The following is a 23,972-nucleotide window of genomic DNA, read 5'->3' as shown; positions in this document are numbered from 1 at the left end:
ACGGCCGAGGGCACCCAGTGGTGCGCCTTGCCCGTTCCCACGGCCATCTCATCGGGCGGTGCGGTCAAACGGGAAGACACCGTGGAGCGGGGCACCGACCAGGTGGTGGTAGAAGTCCTCGGCGATGTCCACCCCCTGCGCCGTGACGGAACCTGTGAGCGCCTTCATCAGGTCCATCCCCGCCTGGAACATTCGATGGCCGCGGAGCGGGACGAGCAACTGGTCGCGGAGTTGCGTGTAACTGCCAGAATCGTCTGCGCAGGAGCGAATCCATTCCGTGATTCGAGGAATTGTCTCGATCGCGGTCTCAGCGCTGCCGAGCAGTTCCATCAGGGCCCGCTGGACATCAATGTCCGACGCCTCGGTCGACAACAGCCACGGCAACCCGGTCCTTTCCACCGACATGAGGGCGAGGAAGGCAAGGGTCCCGCTCTGGGGCGATCCCTTGGCCTGCTGCCATGACTGCACCTCGGTGACCAGCCTGGCGCGACCGGACGTCCGGCGAGCGAGTTCATCGAACGCTGCGAGTACGCTCTGCCGGAGAGATTGGACGCTGGCCTTCTGAGCAACCCGTCGCAGCCGGACCACAGCCATCTTCGCGGCAGCTGGGCTCACTTCGGGATCGGCAAGGACGAGGCGGCAGGTGGAGACCACTGTGGGTGCGTTGCTTCCCGTATCAGCCCACTGGTACAAGGTGGCCCAAACAAGGCTTCCGACGTGTTCGTCGTGAACCGCCGTCCGGAGAATGGCGCCCAGCAGGCCCGGCTCGGTCAACTCGGCCAGCTTGTTAAGATGTTCTCTGGTTCCGTGGCGCAGCGCCAGTGACGCGAGCGTCTCAACCACTGGGTGCTGCGGGTCGAGCCGGGCGGCCAGCTTCGCGAGCCAGCTGAGCAGCGGTGCACGCAGGACCTCGTAGTTGTCCCAGACATACTCGAGAACCGCCCGCCCGTAGGCGGGCCGGTCGAAGACCACCCTGTCGCGCCCGTCGACTGCGGCGCCGACGTCCTGGATACGGCGCCGCAGCCCGCGCGCCGCGAAGGCTGCACGCGCAGCGCCCCCTGTCGTCAAGTCGCTGCTCGCCGACTCCACCGCTAGCTGCAACTCCCTCGCATCCGCAGCCACCAAGGACACCGGCGCGGATTGCCTCACCGCCAGGGCGAGCAGCAGATAGCGGTCTTCCACGGCCAACGACTGGCCGGTCCGACCGTGCGAGGGAGTGTGGTCACCGAACAGTTCGTCCAATGCCTCGCGCCAGTCCGACAGAGCACCGAGCACCCGCTCCTCGAACGTCTTCGCAGCGCCCTGGGCCGCCCCGTTCCGGAGGAGGGCAGGAGCCTGCTGGTCCAGGCAGTGTTCCTTCCAGACTGCAACGATCCGGCCGACTGCCCGCACCGCTGCCACGGCGTTCAGGCCACGCAGTTGGGCCAAGGCCTGCTCGGAGTCGCTGATCTCCGTGGCAGGCTCGGTAAATCCGCCGGCCCGAAGGTGGGCGGTTACCACCCGACCGGCATCAGGGGCCTCCGCCAGTCGCAGTACTCGCACACGGGGCGGAGAGACCAGACCGGCATCCCACAGTTCCTGCGCGACAGTCAGGACCAGGTGGGACTCGCAAGCCGCAAGGTTCTGGGCATGCTTCGCGAGCGAAGCAAGGAACTCGGCCGAAACGCGATCGGTCTCCGGATCCTTGAGGTCCAGCTGGAAGGCGTGCTGCAGCTCCAATGGAAGCCTGGTCCGACTGGGCGACTTCCAGTCCGCCTGCAGCTTCACCACCGTGGTGCTGTGCGCGGTGTGCTCGGCCAGCAGACGCAGCGCGAAGGTGGTGGAGCCGACCTCACGAGGAGCGACGACGATCAGGATGGGATCCCGCAACCGACTGGAGCCCGTCGGATCGAGCGCGTCCTGCCATGCCTCCTTCCAGGAGCCGCGAACAAACGGCTGGCCGAGCAGAGCAGTGCGCCCCACCTCCTCGCCCTCGAGGACGTCCTGTTTGCGGGTCTCGACGATCAGCCGCTCGATATAACCGGCGACGACGCCGACCTGGCCATGGAAGTTCGTCACCTGGCCCTCAGCCGCGTGGAGACCCGGGGCCACCTCCTGCGTGGGGGGCTGTGCCGGGGCCGCTTCGATCGGAGCCTCCCCGACCGCGACCGTCGCGAGATCGGGCTGATCCGGTCGACGGTCATGCTGGGGCTGCACCCAACTGGGCAGCAACGACCCCAGATCTTCGCTCCTGTGACCCTCCTCGTCGGGCTCACCGACGGAATGCGGTGGGTACACGGTGTCGGACATGGGCTTCTCCCTTGCACAGAACGAGACAGATGGGGTGGGTGCCAATTCAGCGGATGCGGCGGCCGTTGTGGAGGGTATGCACGTCACTCGCGACGACCGAATCGTTGAGCGGGGCATGAAAGTTGAACACTGCGCCCGTCGTCCTGACCGGCTGCCCCGGCTCGCTGAGCTGACACGGAGGGTCGGTGCGCTTAGCCGGCCCGCCGAGATCGGGAAGGTAGCCGCGGAGGGAGTTAGCGGTCATGCCCGGAACGAAGAGTCGGCACGGTGCTTCGAAGTCCGGTTTGTTTGTCACCTTGGCGGTGGCCGAGAGGAAATGACGATCCGTCAGTTCTGCGCTGGTACGTCCGGCCTGCACGGAGCGCTGGTAGACAGCCTCCGACAGGACAGTGGCCAGGAACAGGCCGTTGTCGACCGCGGCCTCGACTGCCTGGTAGGCCGCGTCGCTGTTAACCAGTCGGCAGGCGTTGTTGATCGCGTCGCCACGGTATCCGGGGAGGCTCAACGGGCCGACATTGACGGCAGCACGAAGGCGGATGACTGGCTCCGAGTCCGTGCGGATGCCCTCGTACCGCTGGAGTGCGGCGCTCAGGTTGGCCAGCATCGGATCGACCAGCCTCGCGGCGTGCCTGGGCGGGAGAACCAGGATGACGCCGTCACCCGCATCCTTGTGGCCGACCTCCAGGGTGTGGGGCGCGGGCAGTCCGCTCTGGGTGAAGACAGCCTCCAGGATCCTGTCCAGACAGGATCGGACCGGCGCCATCTGCGCTTCGGGAAGCCGGCTGTAGCCCTTCATGTCGACAACCACGACAGCCTGCTCGGGCGGCACGTCGTGTCCCGGCGCGTCGTGATTCGGTACCAGGGCGAAGGAGGTCAAGGCTGTTCGGCCTTTCAGCAGTCGGGGCGTTTGACGAGACCCCATGCTGCTCGGCGAGAAGGCTCGGCGGTGCACAGCACTGGGCACCGTCGGAGTGGCCTGCGTCACTCAGGTGAGCACATCAGCCTGAATCGCCGCCAGGTCCCGGATCACCAGTCCGCCACCGGCCTCGGTTCCGACCCAGCCCTGCTCCCGCCACGGTCTGATTGCACAACCCACGCCGTTTCGAGAGGCCCCGATCAGTTGCGACAACTCGGTCTGAGTCAAACGCACCACAATCTCACTGTCGTGTGCGGAAGCCGCCCGCGCCAATCGACCGAGCGCAGCCGCCAGCCGCACTGGCACTGGCGCTGTCGCCATCTCCATCCGAGCGGTCTCCGCCTCCCTGACCCGCGCAATGGCCAGCCGCAACAGAGCAGTCATGAGCCCGTGTTCGTGAACGAAGGTGAGGAAATCGGGCGCAGGGATGAGGTGCAGGCGGCACGGCTCTGCGGCGATCACCGAGGCCGAGCGCGGCTCGGTATCCAGGACAGCGAGTTCGCCCAGCAGTTCGCCGGCACCACGCACGGCCAACAGCGTCCGCTCGCCATTGGCGCCCGCCATTGTCACCAGGGTCGACCCCGAACTGAGCAGGATGACATGTGCACCCGGGTCGCCCTGGCGAAGCAACATGGACCGGGCAGGACGGGTACGTTCCGGCGCAAGACTGCGCAGTTTCGACCACAACTTGTCACCAATGAGAGATTCATGGCAAAGACTCATGCGCCCCCCCTGAGAGTAATCAGCAACAGCGGCACGATGCTCTCAAGCCGCGCAGGACAACAACAGGCCAATTCCGGTCACCGTGCCCGCCGAGGCGATCAGGTCCACCGAGACCCTGACGGCCAGGTACTTCCGTTCTGCAAGCACGGCCAGTCGCCGCAGGCGCTGGACCTCCAGGTCGATCAGAGTCTCCCCGTCCAGTGTCATCGGACCGGCATGCGCACTCACCGTCGCCGCGCCGGAGCGGAAGGGCTCCAACTCGGCCAACAACCTGCCCTGTGGCAACACGGGCCGAATCGCGATAAGCGCGGCCGCCGCAGAAGCGAACAGGAGCGCACAACCGACCAAGACCGCCGCACTTAACAGCTTCGACCAGCCGGACCAGGCCGGGGCGGCCGCCATCACAGCAGCCAAGGTGCCGCTGGCAAGCGCGCAGAGCGTGGCAGCCTTCCCATCGGCGCGCTGCAGGTCGACCAATGCCGCTGCAGACCGGATGCTGAGTATCGCTTCCACCGAAGCGGGCGACAGTCCAGCGGCTCCGCCATTCGTCTCCGACATCGAAAGCCCCCTGAGGTGGTCGAGCAATTCCGTCATCACCACTCTCTTGGACAGAAGAGCCAGCGGAAGCCCAGCACCGGGCATCGTCGCCGTTCGCCGCATCACACTCGGACATCCAGCGGCCGGTACCGGAGCTGCCTTGGCCCGATGCGCCCGCGACTCTTGCGGACGAAGCGTTCCAGCAACGGCGCGCGGCGCTCCAGGAAGACCTGGTCGCCGTTGTTGGAGGTCGGCAGGCCCCTGATCCCGCCGTCCGACGGAGGCCGCGTTCCGCGCGCCCGTACAATGCGACACCGAACTGCCGCGGGTCGGCCCGCGGCTTCCGATGACGAAACGGACGGAGGGAGCACCCGTGCCCAGCCAACGGTCCATCAACGAGGCGGAGCGGCTCGTCGGGGCGAAACTCGGCGGCATCCCCGTCCGCGCGGAGCGGATGGCGGCGGTGGCCAACATCTACCGGGCCGCGTCCGCGGTGCGGCAGCACCTGGAGAACTCGGTGCTGCGCGGCTCGGACCTGACCTGGACCGCGTTCGTGGTGCTCTGGGTGGTGTGGGTGTGGGGCGAGTCCGAGACGCGGCGGGTCGCCGAGGAGGCGGGCATCTCCAAGGGCACGCTGACCGGGGTGTCGCGGACGCTGGAGTCGCGCGGCCTGCTGCGGCGGGTCGACCATCCCACCGACGGCAGGCTGGTGCTGCTCGCGCTCACGGCGGAGGGTGAGGAGTTCATGCGCGAGGTGTTCCCGGCGTTCAACGAGGAAGAGTCGTTCGTCACCGCGCAGTTGAGCGACGAGGAGTGCCACAGCCTGGCCGACGGGCTGCGCCGGGTGGTGCTCCAGGTCGAGGAGCACGGCGAGGACCGGCGCCGGTCACTGCTGAACGGCGAGGAGCCGGCCCCGCGCCGCAGCGGCCGGCGTCCTCGCGGCTGACGACTCAGCAGGCCTCCCGGACCAGCGCGTCGAAGATCGACTGCTGCGCCGCGTCTTGGTGCGCGGTGTCCTCCGGGTGCCACTGCACGGCCACCAACCACCCTTCGTGACCGGCGAGTTCGAGCGCCTCAATGGTCCCGTCGGCGGCCCGGGCGGTGACGGTCAGGCCCTCCCCCGGCTTGTCCACGTGCTGGTGGTGGTAGCAGGAGGCCTCCATCACGGCCGCGCCTCCGGTGGTCTTCGCGAGCGCGGAGCCGGGGGCGAGCGAGACCGGGTGGCGCAGGTGGCGGTGTTCGTGGTCGGGGCCGCCCATGTCCTGGTGCAGGGTGCCGCCGAGCGCGGTGTTGACCACCTGGAGTCCGCGGCAGATCGCCAGCACCGGCAGCCTCAAGTCGATGGCGGCCCGGGCGAGTTCCAGGTCGAAGGCGTCCTGTTCGTCGTCCACGTCGTACACGGCCTCGTGCACGTCGGCGCAGCCGTAGCGGTGCGGCGCGAGGTCCCCGCCGCCGGGCAGCAGCAGCCCGTCGAAGCGCTCGAGCCGCTCCCGCACCTCGGCCGGGTCGGCGACCCCGCCGGGCGCGTGCGGGTGCAGGGTGGCGGGTTCGCCGCCGGCCCGCCAGACGGCCTCGATCAGGGCGCGGGCGTTGACCTCCGCGGCGTACCGCAGCGCGGAGGTGCTGGCGGCGAAGCGGGCGGGTATCGCGATCAGCGGGCGGTGGCTCAAAGCTGGATCCAGGTGGTCTTGAGTTCGGTGTACTTCTCCAGCGCGTGCGCGGACTTGTCGCGCCCGTTGCCGGACTGCTTCATGCCACCGAAGGGCACGGTGAGGTCGCCCTCCTCGTAGCAGTTGACCCAGACGGTGCCGGCCTTGAGGCTGCGGGAGACCAGGTGGGCGGTGGACAGGTCGGAGGTCCACAGGCCGGCCGCGAGGCCGTACTCGGTGGCGTTGGCGAGGGCGACGGCCTCGTCGAGGTCGTCGAAGGCGAGGACGGAGAGGACGGGGCCGAAGACCTCCTCGCGGGCGAGGCGGCTGCCGGGGGCGACCTGGTCGAAGACGGTCGGCTCCAGGTACGAGCCGCCGGAGGAGGCCAGGGTGCGGGCGCCGCCCGCACGGAGCCGGGCGCCGTCGGCGAGCGCGGTGCCGACGTGGTCGAGCACCCGGCCGAGGTGGCTCTCGCCGACCAGGGCGCCCATCTCGGTGGCGGGGTCGAGCGGGTCGCCGACCCGCAGCGCGCGGGCGCGGGCCACCACGGCCTCGGTGACCTGTTCGGCGATGGAGCGGTGCACCAGCAGCCGGGAAGGCGCGGTGCACATCTCGCCCTGGTTGAAGAAGATGCCCCAGGCGGCGGTGGCGGCGGCCCGGTCGAGGTCGGGGGCGTCGGGGAGGATGATGTTGGGCGACTTGCCGCCGAGCTCCAGCCAGACCCGCTTGAGGTTGGAGTCGGCGGAGTAGTGCAGGAATTGGCGTCCGACGGCGGTGGAGCCGGTGAAGGCGAGCACGTCGACGTCCGCGTGCAGGCCGAGGGCCCGGCCGGCCACCGGGCCGTTTCCGGCGACGATGTTGAGCACGCCCGGCGGCAGTCCGGCCTCCAGGCCGATCCGGCCGAGCAGCAGCGCGGACAGCGGCGAGTTCTCGGAGGGCTTGAGCACCACGGTGCAGCCGGCGGCCAGGGCGGGGGCGATCTTCCAACCGGCCAGCGTGAGCGGGAAGTTCCAGGGGACGACGGCGCCGACCACACCGGCGGGCTCGCGGGTGACGAGCGCCAGGGCGTCGGACGCGGTGTGCGGGGCCTCGTCGGTGAGCTTGTCGGCGAGTCCGCCGTACCAGCGGAAGGTGTTGATGGCGGCGCGCAGTTCGATGTCGTGCGCGTCGGTGACGGGCTTGCCCATCTCCAGGCTGACGGTGAGCGCGAGTTCGACCCGGTGCTGTTCCAGCAGGTCGGCGAAGCGCAGCAGCACCCGTCCGCGCTCGGTCGGGGAGAGCCGGGGCCAGGGGCCGCGGTCGAAGGCCCGGCGGGCGGCGGCGACGGCCGCGTCCACCTCGGCCTCACCGGCGTCGGCGACCTGGGCGAGCACCCGGCCGTCGCGGGGCGACACCACGGCGAACGTCCCGCCGCCGCCGGCCTCGTCGGCGCCGTCGATCAGGTGCGTGGTGACGGGGCGCAGTGCCTCGGCCCGGCGCAGCCAGTCCTCGTGGGTCATGCGGTCCTCCAGGAGCGGGGGCGCGCACCCGACAACTGCCGGGTGCGCGCCGCAGGTTGAATCAGGTGAGTGAACGCCGTTGCCGGATCCGCTGGTTGACCACCCCGGCCGCGAGCACCACGGGCACCGACAGCACCAGCCAGAGGGCGGTGCTCAGTTGGCCGCCGATCAGGGTGGTGAAGTTGGCCAGGATCAGCCAGATGGCGCCGGCGATGCCGAGTGCGCCCAGCACCGGGGCGATCAGGGTGTTCCACAGCCGGGTGTCGACCTGCTTGCGGCGGAAGAACACCACCACGGAGACCGAGGTCAGCAGGTAGAGCAGCATCATGGCGAGGACGGCGAGGCCGCTGAACCAGGAGAACAGGGTGAGCACCGGGTCCTGCCCGGCGATCGCGAACGGCACCACCAGCAGCGCGGCGATGGCGGTCTGCACCCGGCCGGCGACGGCGGGGGCGTGCTTGCCGTTCAACCGGCAGAGCGCGGCGGGGAGTTGGCCGTCGCGACCGAGGCAGAACAGGTAGCGGCTGGCGGAGTTGTGGAAGGTGAGGACGCCGGCGAACAGCGAGGTGGCGAGCAGCACCGGCAGCACGCCGTTCACCCAGCCGCCGAACAGGTCGGCGATGGGCGCGAACACGAACCCGGCGGAGTCGCCGCCGGCGAGGGCCTGGTTGGCGGCCTCGGGGGCCTTGGAGGCGCCGTGCGCGGAGATCAGCGACCAGGAGGTGAGAGCGAAGAATCCGGTGACCACCAGCACCGAGAGGTAGGTGGCGCGCGGCACGGTCTTCTTGGGCTCGCGGGCCTCCTCGCCGTAGATGGCGGTGGCCTCGAAGCCGAACATGGACGCCAGGGCGAACATCACGGCGATGCCGGGCGCGCCCTGGAGAGCAGCCGACGGGGAGAAGCTCTCGGCCAGCCCGAGCCCTTCGGGGCCGCCGCCCTTGAACAGCGTGACCAGGCTGAACACCAGCAGGATGCTGAACTCGGCGAGCACGAACGCGGCGAGCACCTTGGCGCCCATCTCGATGCCCGCGGCGCCGAGTGCCTGCACCACCGCCATGGTGACCAGGGTGTAGACCCACCAGGGCAGGTCGACCGAGGTGTTGTCGGCGACCAGCGAGCTGACGATGGAGCCGTACAGGCCGTACATGCCGGCCTGGATGACGCAGTAGGAGAACAGCGCGACACTCGCGCCGCCCGCGCCGGCGGTCCGGCCGAGGCCGGTGCCGATATAGGTGTAGAAGGCGCCGGCGTCCACGACGTGCCGCCCCATCGCGATGAAGCCGACGGAGAACAGCAGGACCACGGCGCCGGCCACCACGTAGGCGGCGGGGGTGCCGGAGCCGTTGCCGATGGCGACGGAGATCGGGGCGGCGCCGGCGATGCCGGTCAGCGGCGCCTGGCCGGACAGGACGAAGAAGAGGATGCCCAGGACGCCGAGGGCGTTGGGCTTGAGGGTGGCACTGGTGGGGGCGTGCCGCACGGTCCGTTCACGGGAAGCCGTCTGACTGTCCACACGGATCACCTGCCAGATCGAAGTGGGGGGAATCGTTTCAGGTCAAACGAGTTGCCTCATCGTGGAGGCAGGCGATCCGTTTGGCAAGGGTTTCGCACCGCTCCCGCGGTAACGGTTTGAAGCAGGCCGCGCAGGTCAGCGGTCCGCCAAGCCCTCCAGCAGGGCGCGGAGTTCGGACAGCGCGTCCTCGGTGGCCGCCCGCTCGCCGAACACCAGCTGATGCAGCACCAGGCCCTCCAGCGCGGCGAACACCAGCCGGGACAGGCCGGGGCTCACCGGCTCGGGCAGCAGGCGGCCCAGCTCGCGCCGGCTGGCCTCGAAGTACTCCTCGTACAGCCCGCGCAGGTGCGCCAGCAGCTCCGGACGGCGGCGCGCCTCCAGCAGCAACTCGTACTGGAACACCTGGAGTTCGGGCCCGGCCTCGACCATGTCGGCCAGGCCGGTGGCGAACTCCGCGGGGCTCTCCGCGCCGGCCTCCAGGGCGCTGCTGCTGATCGAGGAGCGGACGGCGTGCGCCACCGCCTCCTCGATCAGCGCGTCGCGCGAGCCGAAGTGGTGCACGACCAGGCCATGGGTGACCCCGGCCTCCTCCGCGACGGCCCGGTAGGTGAGGTTGCGCAAGCCCCCCCGGGCCACCACCCGCACCGCCGCCTCCAGCAGCGCGGTGCGGCCCGTCCCGTAGTTCTTCACGCGCTTGCGGGTGGCGGGCTTCGCGGAAGGCAGCTGGTCGGGGTCGTTCATGGCCGTGACCCTACCGGGAGGCACCGGTTCAGCGCTTCGGAGGCCGGATGCCGCGGAACTCCCAGTCCCCGCCCAGCGCGGTGGACAGCACCTCCTCCGACTCGGTGGGCTGCGCGCCCACGTCGGTGCGGATCGCCGTCGGGCCGGTGACGATGTGATTGGTCAGCTTGCCGAGGCCCTCGACCTCCACCTCGACGACGTCACCCGGCTGGACGGGGCGGGAATTGGCGGGGGTGCCGGAGAGCAGCACGTCGCCGGGGTACAGGGTGATGGTGCGGGCGATGTCGGCGACCAGGTAGTGCATGTCCCAGGTCATCTCGTCGGTGGAGCCGTCCTGCACCACCTCGCCGTTGACGTAGGTGCGCAGCTTCTTCCCGCGGAAGTCCCAGTCGGTGACCAGGCCGGGGCCGAGCGGGCACAGCGTGTCGGCGCCCTTGACGCGCAGCATCGAGCCGGCGTCGGTGTCCCGGAAGTCGTGCAGACCGTAGTCGTTGGCGACGGTGTAGCCCGCGATGTAGTCACCCGCCTCCTCGGGGGAGATGTTGCGCGCGGTCTTCCCGATGACGATGGCCACCTCGCCCTCGTAGTTGAGCCACTTGCAGCCCTCGGGGCGGACGATGGCGCCGCCGTGCGAGTTCAGCGAGGAGGTGGGCTTGTGGAAGTAGGTGGGGGTGTCGGTCAGGTTGATCTGGAACTCGTCCACCCGGCTGCGGTGGTTGAGGTGGACGGCGATCACCTTGGACGGCACCACGGGCGGCAGGTGGTGGGCGTCGGCGATGGCGACCCGGCGGCCGTCACCGGCGACCAGCTCGTCGCCGTCGCGGACGGTCTCGACGACGGCGCCGTCGAGGAGGATGCGGCGGTACTCGGGCACGGTGGGGCCTTTCTCAGACGAGGCTGTGGGGATTGCGCGGGGCGGGCAGGCCGGTGCCGGTCCAGCCGTCCTCGGGGCGGTCGAACCAGAGGTGGACCTGGCCGGTGCCGATGGAGTTCTCGTACTCGCCGTACTGGCGGGCCTTCGCGGTGCACGCCCGCTCGCCGAGGGCGCCGGCCATCATCAGGTAGTGGGCGAACCTGGCCTCGGGCTTGTAGGTGGCGAACTCGTCCATGGTGTCGAGCACTTGGTCGTGCCGCCCTTCCTTGAACCATTCGATCCGCTGCTCGTCGGCGGCCCGCGCCTCGGGGGTGAAGATGTGCGAGGGGTCGCTGGACTCGTGCGCCCGGAGCTCGCGCAGCGGCCAGAAGGTGTGCGACAGCGCGCCGGAGGCGATCACGATCACCCGGCGGCCGGGGGTGGCGGCGATGCCGTCGGCCAGCGCGCGGCCGAGGCGCAGGTGGTCCTCCGCGTCGCCGGTCTGGCAGACGCCGATGGTCACCCAGCGCTTGTCGGGCAGGCCCTCGCCGAGGTACTTCCACAGGTTGACGGTGGCGTAGAAGATCGGCAGGTACGGGTCGTCGATCGGGGTGATCCAGGTGCCGTGCTTGTCGGCGAACTTCCCGATGTTGTGGGCGAGTTCGGGGTCGCCGAGGTAGTCGTAGGGCATCCGGCACATGCCGCGCGGCAGTTCCTCGGAGGTGAACAGCCCGGCCCGGCGCTGCTGCGCGGTGACCACGAATTCGACGGTGGTCGCCCAGTGCGAGTCGAGCACCACCACGGTGTCGTAGTCGTCGCGCCCGAACACCTCCTCGCGCAGTTGCTGGAGGCCGGTGACGAGGGTGATCTCCTTGCCCTCGTTCAGCTCCCGCCGGATCTCCTCGGGGAGCACGACGGTGGGGACGTGGGCCAGCAGGCCGGCCCCGACGATCTCACCCATGGTCCTTCCAACCCTTCGGCGCGGTGACGGTGTTCTTGACGTCGCAGTAGAAGTCGAAGCTCCAGGTGCCGCCCTCCCGGCCGACGCCCGAGTGCCGGGAGCCGCCGAACGGGGCCTGGAGGTCGCGGACGAAGAAGCAGTTGACCCAGACGGTGCCCGCGACCAGCTGCTCGGTGACCCGCGCGGCGCGCTCCTGGTCGCCGGTGGCGAGGGTGGCGGCCAGGCCGAACCGGGTGTCGTTGGCGAGGCGGACGGCCTCCTCCTCGTCGCGGAAGGTCTGGAGCGTCAGGACGGGGCCGAACACCTCCTCCTGGACGATCTCCGAGTCCTGCGCGACGTCGGTGAGCAGGGTCGGCGCGTAGAACTGGCCGGCCAGGCGCTCGCCGCCGATGACGGCGCGGGCGCCGGCCTCGATGGCGCGCCGCACGAAGCCGTCGATCTTCTCCAGCTGGCGGACGTGGATGTTCGGGCCGATGTCGGTCGGCAGCTCGCGCGGGTCGCCCTGGCGCAGCTCGGCGGCCTTCTCGGCGAAGCGGCGGGTGAACTCCTCGGCGACGGACTCCTCGACCAGCAGCCGGGTGGCGGCCAGGCAGACCTGTCCGGCGTTGTCGTACTGCTCGACGGCGAGGTCGACGGCGAGGTCGAGGTCGGCGTCGGCGAACACCAACAGCGGTGACTTGCCGCCGAGTTCGAGGCTGAGCGGGGTGAGGTTGGCGGCGGCGGAGGCGGCGATGTGCTTGGCGGTCGGCACCGAGCCGGTGAAGCTGATCCGGCGCACGTCGGGGTGCGAGGTCAGCGCGTCGCCGATCTCCGAACCGAGGCCCTGCACCACGTTGAACACGCCGGCCGGCAGCCCGGCCTCGGCGGCGATGTCGGCGAGCAGCGAGGCCGTCATCGGCGTCCACTCGGCGGGCTTGAGGACGACCGTGTTGCCGGCCGCCAGCGCGGGGGCGATCTTCCAGGTCGCGAGCATCAGCGGCGCGTTCCACGGCGTGATCAGCACGCAGGGGCCGGCCGGGTCCCAGCTGACGTGGTTGGTGTGGCCGCGGGTGTCGAAGTCCTCGTGGCCGAGGGTCAGCAGCCAGTCGGCGAAGAACCGGAAGTTGTGCGCGACCCGGGGCATCACGCCGCGCCGGTGCGAGCGCAGCAGGGCGCCGTTGTCGGCGGTCTCGACGACGGCCAGGTCCTCCAGCCGCCGCTCGACGCCGTCCGCGATGGCGTGCAGCAGGCGGGCGCGCTCCTCGCGGGAGGTGGCGGCCCAGGCGGGGAAGGCGGCCTTGGCGGCGGCGACGGCCGCCTCGGCCTCGGTGGCGGTGCCGCGGGCGATCTCGCCGAGGACGGTGCCGTCGATCGGCGAGTGGTCGGTGAAGGTCGCGGCGGAGGCGACGCGTTCGCCGCCGATCCAGTGCCGGGTGTCGACGGTGACCCCGGCGACGGTGGTGAGGTGTCCGCTCATTGCGTCAATTTCCTTGCTGGGCACGGGAGTTACTCGGCGGCGACGGTGGTGGTGTTGGAGGCCAGCAGCCGGCCGCCGTCCCAGACCACGCCGACCTGGCGGTAGTAGGCGGCGATCGGCTCGCGGATCTCCAGCCGGGCGAGCTCCTCGGTGGGCGACTCGAACAGGTCCAGGTCGAAGTCGCCGACCCAGGCCGGTCCGGCTTCGAAGGAGGCGGCGCCGGAGGCGACCAGCTCGTCCAGGGCGAGGCCCTGGCCCTTCTCGATCGAGGGCAGCCAGCGGTGGTGGGCCATCGGGTGGCCGTTGACGAACCCGTTGGTCTCGGACGGCTCGCGCAGCGTGACGACGGCCTGGGCCAGGCGGCGGTCGGCGGCGGCGAGGGTGGCGCCGAACCGGGCGCCGGCCTCGATCCGCGGCGCGGGGCCGTAGGGGTGCGGGCGGGTCTGGTGGATCGAGCCGAGCTTCTTCGGGTAGCCCTGGTGCAGGCCGCGGGCGATCGCGAAGTCCTTGTCGACCCAGATGTACACGCAGCGCGAGTACGTCTGCCCCTGGAACTTGCAGCGGACGACCGCGAAGGCTTCCTTGTACTGGGCGAGCACCGGGTCGAGCAGTTCCCGGCCGGAGGCGGAGCAGGACTGCCAGTCGGCCCAGATCAGCGCGACCGCGCCGGGGTCCTCGTCGGCGAGTTCCAGCGGCTCGGGCAGCAGTTCGCGCACCCGCTCCGGGTCGGTGCGGTACTCGATGGTGAGCAGGTCGCCGGAGTAGCGCCACGGCGGCGAGGGGATCAGCGACGAGGAGCCCGTCGCGGTCTTGGGGTGGAAGTATCCACGGACATCGGCCACTTGGGTTCCTTACGCGGTGGGGGCGGGCTGCTTGAGCAGCTCGGCGCGGTAGCGGGCGGCGGCGGCCGCGGCCTGCTGGCCGCCGAGGGCGACGACGCCGACCAGGCGTTCGCCGTGGTGGTAGCCGACCAGGACGTCCCCGTCCGGGTCGCCGTCCAGGACGCGCACGTCCTCGCGGCCGAGGGCGGGGGCGCCGAAGGACTGGAGGCGGAAGTCGTGCTGGTCGCTCCAGAAGGTCGGCAGCGGCGCGAACGGGTCGAGGCCGTGCCCGGTGCCGGTGAGGTGCGCGAGGAGCACCTTGGCGGCGTGCTTGGCGGTGTCGGTGGGGATCGACCAGTGCTCGACGCGGCGCGGCACTCCGTCGTAGCGGGCGTTGGGGAAGCGGGCGACGTCGCCGACGGCGACCACCTCCGGCCGGCCGCCGACCCGCAGGTGCTGGTCGGTGAGCACGCCGTCGGTGAGGTCGAGTCCGTTGCCGTCGAGCCACTCGGTGTTGGCCACCGAGCCGACCGACTCCACCACCACGTCGGCGGGCAGCACCCGGCCGTCGGCGAGCGCCACGCCGGTGACGTGCTCCTCGCCCTCGAAGCCGGTCACGCCGCAGCCGAGTGCGAAGCGGACGCCGCGCTGTTCGTGACGGCGCTTCAGCGCACCGCCGAGCAGTTCGCCGAGCGGTCCGGCCATCGGCAGCGGCAGCGGGTCGACCACGGTGACCTCGGCGGCGCCGAGGGCCACGGCGGTGGCGGCGACCTCGCAGCCGATGAAGCCCGCGCCGACCACCACCACCCGCGCGCCGGGCGCGGTCAGTGCGGCGCGCAGCTCCTGGGCGTCGTCCAGGGTGCGGACGGTGTGCCGCCCGGCGGTGGGGCCGGGGCAGCGCAGGCGGCGCGAGCGCATGCCGGTGGCGGCGACCAGCGCGGCGTACGACAGGCTCTCGCCGTCGGAGAGTTCGACGATCTGCCGGGCGAGGTCGGCGCGGACCACCGAGGTCCCGAGGCGCCACTCGACGTCGGCGACGGCGGCCCGGGGGCGGAAGGCGAGCGACTCGAAGGTGGCCTTGCCGGCCAGCACTTCCTTGGACAGCGGGGGCCGGTTGTACGGCGCGTGGGGTTCGTCCCCGACGAGGGTGATCGGGCCGGTCCAGCCGGCGGCGCGCAGCTGTTCGGCGGTGCGCAGGCCGGCCATGGAGGCGCCGGCCACCACGATGGGTGCGGCGTTCACCGGCTCAGCCTTCGATCCGGATGGCCTGCAGCGGGCAGACGTCGGCGGCTTCCTCGACGTCGGCGCGCAGCGCCTCGTCGGGGTCGGCGACGTACGCGAGACGGCCGGCTTCGTCGAAGGAGAAGACGTCGGGGGCGGCGAAGACGCACTGGCCGTGGTCCTGGCACTTGTTCATGTCGACGACGACCTGCATGGCCGGTCCTCCTGGGGATGGGTGGGGCTGAGGGGGCGCCGGAAAGTCATTTGGCGTCAAACAACATAGGAAGCAGCCAGCCCCGGGTCAATAGCTATACGGATGGATAAATTTATGTGCCGGACCCCTTGCGGGCCGGTGACCTGCGTCTCTACGGTTGGCCACCAACAGCGAGCGGTTCCTGCGCCCAACCGCAGTCCGAACCTGCCGCTCCCCTCCCCCCAGCACCGCGAGTGCCCGCACCCCGCGCGTCCTGGGCGGCGCCCCACACTTCCCCACAGGAGACACCGGTGAGCGCATCCGACACCCCGCCCGTCCGCCACCACCAGGAGCGGCTGGCCGCCCAGGGCATCGACGTGGTCCGGGTGACCTATCCCGACCTGATCGGCACCGAACGGGCCCGGGACGTGCTGCTGGACCACCTGCCCTCGGCCTGCGACCACGGCCTCGCGTTCTGCCGCGCCGTCTACCACACCAGCCCGCAGGGCGACGTCGTCGCCGTCCCCGGCGGCCTGGACGCGGGCCTCCCCGACATCTGCGTGCGCCCCGACCTCGACACCCTCACCCCGCTGCCGTGGGAGCCCGGCGTCGCCACCTGCCTCGGCGACGTCACCGACCCCGCCACCGGACGCCCCGCCCCCGAGTCGCCCCGCGACCTGCTGCGCGCCGTTGTCGAACGGGCCCGCGAATACGGCCTGCACCCGATCGTCGGCCCGGAGCTCGAGTACTTCCTGTGCGACCCGGCCCCCGACACCGCCCGCGGCTGGCGCCGCTACAGCGACGCCTCCGGCGTCGTCTACACCGCGGGCCTGCGCGCCGACGGCGACAACCACCTGCTGCGCACCCTGCGCCAGCTGCGCGAGCTGAACATCGGCGTCACCAGCGGGAACCACGAGTTCGACGGCTCGCAGTTCGAGATCAACCTGACCCACTCGGACGCCATGTCGGCCGCCGACCGGGCCTTCCGCTTCAAGTCCGCCATCAAGGAACTGGCCCGCACCGAAGGCCGGTTGGCCACCTTCATGGCCAAGCCGTTCATGGGCGCCGGCGGCTCCGGCTTCCACCTGCACCTGTCCTGCACGGACGACGAGGGCGGCAACCTGTTCGACGACCCGTCCGCCCCGTACGGGCTGAGCACCACCGCCCGCCACGCGGTCGCGGGCATCCTCGCGCACGCCCCCGCGCTCGCCGCGCTGTCCAACCCGACGATCAACTCCTACAAGCGCTTCGGCCCCGACACCCTCGCCCCGTGGCTGATCGACTGGGGCCTCGACAACCGCAGCGCCATGGTCCGCATCCCCCCGGAGCGCGGCGGCGGCTCCCGCTTCGAACTGCGCCTCGGCGACGCCAGCGCCAACCCCTACCTGCTGATCGCCGGCACCCTCGCGGCCGCGCTGCTCGGCGTGATCGCCGGCGACGAGCCGCCCGCCCCGCTGGAGGGCTACGGCTACGACCCCGCCAAGTCCCCGGTCCTGCCGCAGTCCCTGCCCGACGCGCTCGACGCGCTGGAGGCCGACACCGCGCTGACCGAGGTGCTCGGCAAGGACTTCACCACCGCCTACCTCTCGTACAAGCGCGACGAGGTCGCCCGCTTCCATCGGCACGTCACCGACTGGGAGTTCACCGAGTACGCCTACCACCTGTAAGCCGAGGAGCGAACCCATGACCACCGCGCCCGCCCAGTCCGCCGCCGCCGAGCCGATGCCGCTGGACCAGGTGAACCTGGCCGATCTCGACAACTTCACCGACGGTGTGACCCCGTACCGGATGTTCCACACCCTGCGCCACCAGGACCCGGTGCACTGGCAGGAGGAGGAAGCGCCCAACTCCGGCTTCTGGGCGCTCACCAAGCACGCCGACATCGCCCGCGTCGACCGCGACGCCGAGACCTTCACCTCCGCCCGGTTCGTCAACCTGGAGGAGGTCGACGACGACCAGATCAAGAAGCGCGCCTCCATCCTGGAGCTCGACGGCGTCCGCCACCGCGCCCTGCGCAGCCTGCTCCAGCGGCAGTTCGGCGCGAGCGTCATCAACAGCTACGCCGACTTCCTGCGCGGCCTGACCGCCACCACGCTGGACGCCGCGCTCGCCAAGGGCACCTTCGACTTCGTCAAGGAGGTCTCCGCCGACTTCCCGATCAACGTGCTGGCCCGGCTGCTGGACGTCCCGCCGGAGGACAACCAGCAGCTCATCGACTGGGGCAACCGGATCATCGGCAACACCGACCCCGACTACGCCGACGTCCTGCTGCACAGCGCGGAGAGCGAGAAGTACCGCGACCTGCCGTTCCGCTCCCCCGCCTCGCTCGAGGTGTTCGCCTACGGCCGCGAACTCGCCGCGCAGCGCCGCGGCGGCAACGGCACCGACCTGATCTCCCGCCTGGTCAACGAGACCCCGAAGGACGGCGTCCCGCTGACCGCGCAGGACTTCGACAACTACTTCCTGCTACTGGTCGTCGCCGGCAACGAGACCACCCGGCACACCATCAGCCACTCCATGCTGGCGCTGCTCCAGCACCCCGAGCAGCTCGCCCGCCTCCAGGAAGACCCCTCGCTGATCCCCGCCGCCGTCGAGGAGTTCCTGCGCTGGGCCTCCCCCGTCTACCACTTCCGCCGCACCGCGACGCGCGACGTCGAGCTCGGCGGCAAGAACATCAAGGAGGGCGACAAGGTCGTCATGTGGTTCGCCTCCGGCAACCGCGACGAGGAAGTCTTCGGCAACCCCTACGACTTCGACGTCACCCGCCAGGACAACGACCACATCACCTTCGGCAAGGGCAGCCCCCACCTCTGCCTGGGCAACCTGCTCGCCCGCACCGAGATCCGCATCATGTTCGAGGAGCTGATCCCGCGCCTGGCCTCCATCAAGCTGGCCGGCGACGTTCCCCGGGTCCGCTCCAACTTCGTCAACGGCATCAAGAAGCTCCCGGTCTCGGTGACCCTCGCCTGACCTTCCGCCGGCCGCACCAAGGCCGCTCCGGCCGTCCGGGACTTCTCCTCGTCCCGAACGGCCAGGGCGGGCCTGAACGCAACAGCGGGCGCTACACCTTGACGGTCGTCCACGTCCCCGGCTCGGCCCGGCGGTAGGCCTCGAAGAGCTGCAGGATGTGGAACGCCTGCTCCAGCGAACCGAGTTCGGGGGACGTGCCGTTCAGCACGCAGTCGCAGAAGTACCTGATCTCGTCCACGTAACCCAGGAAGAACAGGTTCTTGTTGTACAGCTGCCCGTACGAGTACTCGGGCTCCCAGTGCAGCGGCGCGTCCTCCGTCGGCACCAGGTACGACCCGGTGCGGCCGTACGCACGGGGCGGCGTCGGCCGGTAGTAGGTGACCGAATTGCCGTTCTCCACCACCACGTTGGCGTTGTGGCCGATCACCTCCACCCGGCTGGACGGGCTGCTGGGCGACTCCCCCGCCGTCAGGTGCAGCGTGCCGATCGCGCCCGACTCGAACCGCATCACGGTGACGCTGGCGCCGGTGCGCTCCTCCCACTCGTGGCTGATCCGGTCCAGCGGGCCCATCAGGTGCAGCAGCACGGCGGCCGGATGAAAGATGCAGTCGAGGAACCAGTTCATCTCCACCAGGCTGTCGCGCCGTTCGAACGCCGGCATCGACAGCGGGTAGCGGACGGAGATCGACGACGGCCCGCCGAACTCGGCCCCGGAGACGATCTCCTTCACCCGGGTCATGGCCGGCGAGAACACCGTCTTCATTCCGGTCACCACCACCCGGCCGGCCTGCCGCGCCGCCTCCTGGAGCAGCCCCACCTCCGCGCTCGACGTCGCGGTGGGCTTCTCCATCCACACGTGCGCGCCCGCCGCCAGGCAGTCGAGCGCCAGATCGACCGCCTGGAGCCGCCCGTCCTTGTCGTACGCCGTCACGATGAACACCGCGTCCGGCCGCTCCCGCTCCAGCATCTCCCGGTGGTCGGTGTAGCTGTGGGCGGCGCCGAAGATCCGCGCGTACTTCGCCGCCCGGTCGCCGTCGAGATCGCAGATCGCCCGCAGGTCGACCGGCGCGTACTGGAACGACGGGTAGACGTTCCGGTACGAGTGCCCGCCCGCGCCGATGAAGGCGCAGCGGATCGGGTTCTCGTACTCGAACTGGTAGCGGACGTGCCCGTCGAAGTCCGTTGTGGTCATGGTCTCCTCCGCCTGTAGCTCAGCCCGCGAGCAGCGCTTCGCGGGTGCTGGTCACGACGTGGGCGATCTCCTCGTCGGTGAGGTAGGGGTGGATCGGCAGCGAGATCACCTCGGCGGCGTGCTTCTTCGCCCGGCCGTCGCCGACCACCCGGTGCGGGTGCCGCTCCAGGAACGGCAGCGTGTGCAGCGCGTACGGGTAGTGCACCAGCGTCTCGACGCCGGAGGCCCGCAGGGCTGCGGCCAGTCCGTCCCGCTTCGGGGTGCGCAGCACGTACTTGTGGAAGATGTTCTCGCGCAGCGAGCCGTGCTCCGGCAGGCCGCACCCGAGGTCGCCGAACCCCGCCGAGTAGGTCGAGGCGGTAGCACGGCGTTGCTTCAACCACCGTTCCTCCTGGGCGAGTTTCACCGCGAGGACGGCGGCGGTCAGCGAGGACATCTGCGAGTTGTGCCCCAGCCGCACCACATGCCGCTTCTCGGCGTCCGCGAACCCCCAGTGCCTGAGCTGCTCGACGCTCTCGGCCACCGCCGGATCGTCCGTCAGCACCACCCCGCCGGTGCCCGGTGCGGGAATGACCTTCATCGCGTCGAAACTGTGGCAACTGGCCAGCCCCAGCGTGCCGCTGCGCCGCCCGTTCACCTCGGCGCCCAGCGACTGCGCCGCGTCCTCGACCAGCGCCAGGCCGTGCGCCCGCGCGAACTTCTCCACCGGGTCGGGCGCGGCCATCCGCCCGTACAGCTGCACGATCACCAGGGCCTTGCTGCGCGGCCCGACAGCCTCCTCTGCCAGGTCGAGGTCGATGGTGCCCTCGTCGGTCACGTCGACGAACACCGGTGTGGCGCCGGTCCGGACGATCGCGTGCAGGGTCGCGACGAACGAGACATCACCGAGCAGCACCTCGTCGCCGGGCCCGATTCCGGCCGCCACCAGGGCGAAGTACACGGCGTCGGTGCCCGAGTTGACCACGCGCGCGTGGCGGCGGCCGGAGAGCTCGGCCAGCGACTGCTCCAGGCGCGGCACGGACTCTCCGTTCATCACCTGCCCGGAGCGGAACACCTTCTCGATCGCCGCCATCATCTCCTGGCCGATGTCGTCGAATTCGCGATCGGCTCCGGTGAACGGCACATGCAGGACTCTGCTCATGGGTCAGCCCTCCTGGGACTTTCGGTGTGTCCGGCTCAGCGCCCGGAACGCGCCCGGGTGCGGGCCCGCGACTGCCGCGACTCCCGCAACTCCCGCGACTGCCGCGGCTCGCGCGGCGTCCGGCTGCCCAGGCGCTCCGCGCGCGGGTGAACGCCGCGGTGCGGCAGCGCGGGCAGGATGCCGTCGAGGGCGGTGGCGATGCGGTCGCTGACCCGGGAGTCCCAGCGTTCCGGCCGCCGGGTGGGCCGGCCGGCGGCCAGCGCGAGGATGTCCCGGGTGGGCAGGTGCAGCCAGCTGTCCGCGAAGTGCGTGCTGCCGACGGCCCGGGTGACTTCGCGGGCACTGCCGGGCACCGTGGCCAGGCAGGCGACCTGCGCGGCGGCGGCCTCCTCCTGGACGCCGTCGGAGTCCGTCACCACGAACGCGCAGTTGCGCAGCAGCGCCCCGAAGGCCAGGTACGGCTGCGGCGGCAGCACCCGTTCGCTCAGGCTGCGGTCGAGCAGGCCGTTCTCGGCCAGGTGCCCGGCGGCCCGGGGGTGCAGCGGAAGGACGGGCGTCAGGCCGTGCGCGGCCAGGTCGCGCAGCACGTCCAGCACCGGCTTGGGGTGGCTGAGCGCGGCCGGCTTGTGCAGCGTGGCCAGCACGTACGTGCCCGGGGTGAGGCCGAGCCGGTTCAGGGTCGCCGCGTCCTGGTCGGGGTCGTGGTGGGCGAGGTGGCACTCCGCCATGGGGTTGCCGACGAAGTGCACGGACCCGCCCGGTATGCCCTCGCCGTGCAGCGCGTCCACGGCCTCGGCGGTGGTGGCCAGGTGGTGGTCGGTGCAGGCGGTGACGATGCGGCGGTTGGCCTCCTCGGGGGTGCGGTCGGGCGAGCGCAGGCCCGCCTCCAGGTGGATCACCGGAGTGCCCCGGCGGGCGGCGACCAGCGCGGCGGCGACGGTGGAGTTCACGTCGCCGACCACCACCACGGCCTCCGCCGGGTGCTCGTCGAGGTCGCGCTCGACCAGGGCGCACAGCCGGCCGATCTGCTCGGCGTCACTGGCGGCGTCGCCGCAGCGCAGCCACCGGTCCACGTGCAGGTCGAGCTCGTCGCAGAGTCCCTGCCCGAGGCGTGGGTCGAAGTGCTGGCCGGTGTGCACGTACGTCCAGGCGGCGCCTGGCGTGTGCGTCTTGCCGACCGCCTGCTGAAGCGTCCAGACCTTGGGCGTGTTGGGGCGGGCACCCAGGTACACGGTGATCGTCGGGCCGGTGTCCATGTCTCCCACCTGCCTCCCTGGCAGCTGTCGCAAGGCTGTTCGCCGAGCTACGAGGAGCCTAGGTTCGGCCGGGGCGGGCCGGTCCGGCGCTTGGGCCAGGTGGCCCAAGGGGGCGGTGCCCGGCCGTCGGACCGGCCTTCGCGGTGCTTCCGCGGGCCCGACGGCGCCCCCGCCGCTGGGCCCGCCGCCACTCGTTCGAGTGACACCGCTTGCGCGCTACTTACCGGCCAGGCCATACCCGCCGTCGACCACCAGGGTCTGGCCGGTGATGTGCCGCGCGGCGTCCGAGGCCAGGAACGCCACCGCCGACGCCACCTCGTCCGGCTCCGCGGGACGGCCGAGCAGATTGCCCCGGGCCTGCCGCCAGGTGCCCTCGTCCCAGGTCGCGACCATGTCGGTGACGGTGAACCCCGGCGCCACCGCGTTGACCCGCACCGCCGGAGCGAAACGCTTGGCCAGCGAAACCGTCAGGTTGCCCAGGGCGGCCTTCGCCATCGAGTAGAAGACCGTGCGGTCGCTGGCCAGGCCGTCGACACCCCGGATCGAGGACACCAGCACCACCGCCCCGCCGCCCTGCGCGGCCATCTTCGGCAGCACCTCCTGCAGCACCCCCACCGCGCCCCACACGTTCACGGCGAACGCCTCCGCGAGATCCGCGCGCGACGCGTCCTCGAACGGCACCACCCGGTTCACGCCCGCGCTGTACACCACCACCTGCGGCAGCCCGTGCTCCGCCACCAGATCCGCCACGCCCCGGCGCACCGCCGCCCCGTCCGCCAGATCGAACGCCGCCGTCGGCGCCCCCAGCTCACTCCCCAGCCCCGCCAACGCCGCACTCGGCGCCCGGCCGTGCAGCACCACCCGATGCCCCTGCGCGCTCAACGCCCGCGCGGTCGACGCACCGATCCCCCGGGACGACCCGAGCACCAGCGCCATGCACTCCGCCATGTCCACTCCCTCTGCTTTCGGCTACATGGCGATGCTGCCGCGCGGCGTGCCGCCTGTACGGGGACCCGCCCACGCGCCGACGAAGACGCCCCGATCGGCGGCCGAAACCCACCCGCCCGCTCCCCGGCCACCCGTATGCTCCCCCGATGGAGAGCGACAGCAGCTGTGAAGTCCTGGTCGCAGGGCCCTACTTCGCCGATCTGGTGTTCCACGGTCTGCCACGCCCGGTCCAACCGGGCGGCGAGGTGTTCGCCGACGGCTTCGCCCTGGTCCCCGGCGGCGCGTACACCCTCGCCATGGCGGTCCACCGGCTCGGCCGCACGGCGGTGTGGAGCGTCGACTTCGGGACGGACGTCTTCAGCGCCGAGGTCCTGTCGGCGGCCCGCGCGGAGGGCCTGGACGAACGCGCCTTCCGCCACCACCCGTCCCCCGTACGGAGCTTGACCGTCGCCCTCTCCGGCCCGGACGACCGGGCCATGGTCAGCTACCAGGACCCTGTGACCCCGGCGCCGCTCGTCCCGCTGCTGCGCCGGCACCGTCCCCGCGTCCTGATGCTCCCCCAACTCCACTGGGACTCAACGACATTGGCCGCCCTGGAGGTCGCCCGACAGCTCGGCACACTGGTGGTACAGGACTGCCACGACGTCCCGGCCTCCCTGACGGACCCGGCGGTGCGCCGCATCCTCGCCGAGGTCGACGTCTTCACCTCGAACGCCACCGAGGCCCTCCACCTCACCGGCGCCACCGACCTCGACGACGCGATCACCGAACTCGCCGCCCTGGTACCGACCTTGGTGGTCAAGCGCGGCGCGGACGGCGCCATCGCGCTCCGGTCCGGCAAGCGCTACGACGCCCCCGCCCTACCGGTGCGCGCCGTCGACACCACCGCAGCCGGCGACTGCTTCAACGCGGGCCTCGTCCACGGCCTGCTCTCCGGCCACGACCTCCCCACCTGCCTGACCATCGCCACCACCTGCGGCACCGCCGCCGTCACCGCCCCGGGCTCCAGCGCGGCCCTGCACGCGGCCGACCTCGAAAACCGGCCGGAACGGCTCCCCCGAGCCCAATAGGGTGCACAACTACGATGCGGATC

22 protein-coding genes are annotated in these 23,972 nt (G+C 71.1%); 4 read left to right on the top strand and 18 right to left on the bottom strand.

The features are described from left to right. Positions 1-48: 48 nt before the first annotated feature. The 4 genes from ACFYST_RS01370 to ACFYST_RS01355 all read right to left on the bottom strand — a co-directional run bounded on the left by ACFYST_RS01370 (position 49) and on the right by ACFYST_RS01355 (position 4,522). On the bottom strand, positions 49-2,289 hold the full coding sequence (locus ACFYST_RS01370; protein WP_387859068.1) for a hypothetical protein: 2,241 nt from the start codon (positions 2,287-2,289) through the stop codon (positions 49-51). Positions 2,290-2,335: 46 nt separating this feature from the next. Continuing rightward, on the bottom strand, positions 2,336-3,166 hold the full coding sequence (locus tag ACFYST_RS01365) for a hypothetical protein (RefSeq protein ID WP_387859066.1): 831 nt from the start codon (positions 3,164-3,166) through the stop codon (positions 2,336-2,338). Positions 3,167-3,274: 108 nt separating this feature from the next. Continuing rightward, positions 3,275-3,928: a Crp/Fnr family transcriptional regulator gene (locus tag ACFYST_RS01360; RefSeq protein ID WP_387859065.1), complete on the bottom strand. Its 654-nt coding sequence runs from the start codon at positions 3,926-3,928 to the stop codon at positions 3,275-3,277. Positions 3,929-3,970: 42 nt separating this feature from the next. Beyond that, complete coding sequence (locus ACFYST_RS01355; protein ID WP_387859063.1) at positions 3,971-4,522, bottom strand: Pycsar system effector family protein; 552 nt, start codon at positions 4,520-4,522, stop codon at positions 3,971-3,973. 316 nt (positions 4,523-4,838) lie between these two features. Here ACFYST_RS01355 and ACFYST_RS01350 point away from each other — a divergent pair, with 316 nt between their 5' ends. Continuing rightward, positions 4,839-5,411: a MarR family winged helix-turn-helix transcriptional regulator gene (locus tag ACFYST_RS01350; RefSeq protein WP_387636010.1), complete on the top strand. Its 573-nt coding sequence runs from the start codon at positions 4,839-4,841 to the stop codon at positions 5,409-5,411. Between the two features lie 4 nt (positions 5,412-5,415). On the opposite strand, the gene ACFYST_RS01345 is transcribed toward ACFYST_RS01350, so the two are convergent. The 10 genes from ACFYST_RS01345 to ACFYST_RS01300 form a co-directional block, all read right to left on the bottom strand. Continuing rightward, entirely contained in the window at positions 5,416-6,135 is a 720-nt protein-coding gene (locus ACFYST_RS01345) for a gamma-glutamyl-gamma-aminobutyrate hydrolase family protein (protein ID WP_387859061.1), read from the bottom strand. Beyond that, the gene (locus ACFYST_RS01340) at positions 6,132-7,613 is read right to left on the bottom strand and encodes an aldehyde dehydrogenase (RefSeq protein WP_387859059.1); all 1,482 of its coding nucleotides are present in this window, start codon (positions 7,611-7,613) and stop codon (positions 6,132-6,134) included. Before ACFYST_RS01340 ends, ACFYST_RS01345 begins: the two co-directional genes overlap by 4 nt. A gap of 61 nt (positions 7,614-7,674) precedes the next feature. Beyond that, on the bottom strand, positions 7,675-9,126 hold the full coding sequence (locus ACFYST_RS01335; protein WP_387859058.1) for an APC family permease: 1,452 nt from the start codon (positions 9,124-9,126) through the stop codon (positions 7,675-7,677). Positions 9,127-9,261: 135 nt separating this feature from the next. After that, complete coding sequence (locus tag ACFYST_RS01330) at positions 9,262-9,867, bottom strand: TetR/AcrR family transcriptional regulator (RefSeq protein WP_387859056.1); 606 nt, start codon at positions 9,865-9,867, stop codon at positions 9,262-9,264. A gap of 28 nt (positions 9,868-9,895) precedes the next feature. Further along, positions 9,896-10,741 carry a fumarylacetoacetate hydrolase family protein gene (locus tag ACFYST_RS01325; RefSeq protein WP_387859054.1) on the bottom strand — a complete coding sequence of 282 codons (846 nt, stop codon included), beginning with the start codon at positions 10,739-10,741 and terminating at the stop codon, positions 9,896-9,898. A gap of 13 nt (positions 10,742-10,754) precedes the next feature. Further along, entirely contained in the window at positions 10,755-11,681 is a 927-nt protein-coding gene (locus ACFYST_RS01320; RefSeq protein ID WP_387859053.1) for a 3,4-dihydroxyphenylacetate 2,3-dioxygenase, read from the bottom strand. Next, the gene (locus ACFYST_RS01315; RefSeq protein ID WP_387636026.1) at positions 11,674-13,137 is read right to left on the bottom strand and encodes an aldehyde dehydrogenase; all 1,464 of its coding nucleotides are present in this window, start codon (positions 13,135-13,137) and stop codon (positions 11,674-11,676) included. The genes ACFYST_RS01320 and ACFYST_RS01315 overlap by 8 nt, the downstream gene beginning before the upstream one ends. Positions 13,138-13,166: 29 nt before the next feature. Further along, on the bottom strand, positions 13,167-13,979 hold the full coding sequence (locus ACFYST_RS01310; RefSeq protein ID WP_387636028.1) for an acetoacetate decarboxylase family protein: 813 nt from the start codon (positions 13,977-13,979) through the stop codon (positions 13,167-13,169). 9 nt (positions 13,980-13,988) lie between these two features. Beyond that, positions 13,989-15,185: an NAD(P)/FAD-dependent oxidoreductase gene (locus ACFYST_RS01305; RefSeq protein WP_387860047.1), complete on the bottom strand. Its 1,197-nt coding sequence runs from the start codon at positions 15,183-15,185 to the stop codon at positions 13,989-13,991. Between the two features lie 19 nt (positions 15,186-15,204). Beyond that, complete coding sequence (locus ACFYST_RS01300) at positions 15,205-15,393, bottom strand: ferredoxin (protein ID WP_387636030.1); 189 nt, start codon at positions 15,391-15,393, stop codon at positions 15,205-15,207. Positions 15,394-15,683: 290 nt separating this feature from the next. On the opposite strand from ACFYST_RS01300, the gene ACFYST_RS01295 reads away from it, so the two are divergent. Beyond that, positions 15,684-17,039 carry a glutamine synthetase family protein gene (locus tag ACFYST_RS01295; protein WP_387859052.1) on the top strand — a complete coding sequence of 452 codons (1,356 nt, stop codon included), beginning with the start codon at positions 15,684-15,686 and terminating at the stop codon, positions 17,037-17,039. A gap of 16 nt (positions 17,040-17,055) precedes the next feature. Then, complete coding sequence (locus ACFYST_RS01290) at positions 17,056-18,342, top strand: cytochrome P450 (RefSeq protein WP_387636035.1); 1,287 nt, start codon at positions 17,056-17,058, stop codon at positions 18,340-18,342. Positions 18,343-18,433: 91 nt separating this feature from the next. Here ACFYST_RS01290 and ACFYST_RS01285 read toward each other — a convergent pair whose 3' ends face one another. The 4 genes from ACFYST_RS01285 to ACFYST_RS01270 form a co-directional block, all read right to left on the bottom strand. Then, a complete protein-coding gene (locus ACFYST_RS01285; RefSeq protein ID WP_387859051.1) occupies positions 18,434-19,534 on the bottom strand; it encodes a Gfo/Idh/MocA family oxidoreductase in 1,101 nt (366 codons plus the stop codon). 19 nt (positions 19,535-19,553) lie between these two features. Next, on the bottom strand, positions 19,554-20,675 hold the full coding sequence (locus tag ACFYST_RS01280; RefSeq protein WP_387859050.1) for a DegT/DnrJ/EryC1/StrS family aminotransferase: 1,122 nt from the start codon (positions 20,673-20,675) through the stop codon (positions 19,554-19,556). A gap of 35 nt (positions 20,676-20,710) precedes the next feature. Next, positions 20,711-21,931 carry a UDP-N-acetylglucosamine 2-epimerase gene (locus tag ACFYST_RS01275; protein ID WP_387859049.1) on the bottom strand — a complete coding sequence of 407 codons (1,221 nt, stop codon included), beginning with the start codon at positions 21,929-21,931 and terminating at the stop codon, positions 20,711-20,713. Between the two features lie 216 nt (positions 21,932-22,147). Further along, the gene (locus tag ACFYST_RS01270; protein WP_387636047.1) at positions 22,148-22,879 is read right to left on the bottom strand and encodes an SDR family NAD(P)-dependent oxidoreductase; all 732 of its coding nucleotides are present in this window, start codon (positions 22,877-22,879) and stop codon (positions 22,148-22,150) included. A 146-nt stretch (positions 22,880-23,025) separates the two neighbouring features. Between ACFYST_RS01270 and ACFYST_RS01265 the strand changes: the two genes are divergently transcribed. Continuing rightward, on the top strand, positions 23,026-23,949 hold the full coding sequence (locus tag ACFYST_RS01265) for a carbohydrate kinase family protein (RefSeq protein WP_387859048.1): 924 nt from the start codon (positions 23,026-23,028) through the stop codon (positions 23,947-23,949). Positions 23,950-23,972: the final 23 nt, after the last annotated feature.

Origin of the sequence: Kitasatospora sp. NPDC004614 (assembly GCF_042873675.1) — a bacterium.
Classification (GTDB): Bacteria; Actinomycetota; Actinomycetes; order Streptomycetales; family Streptomycetaceae; genus Kitasatospora.
The sequence above is the reverse complement of the archived record's forward strand: the minus strand, read 5'-3'. Positions and strand labels throughout refer to the sequence as shown.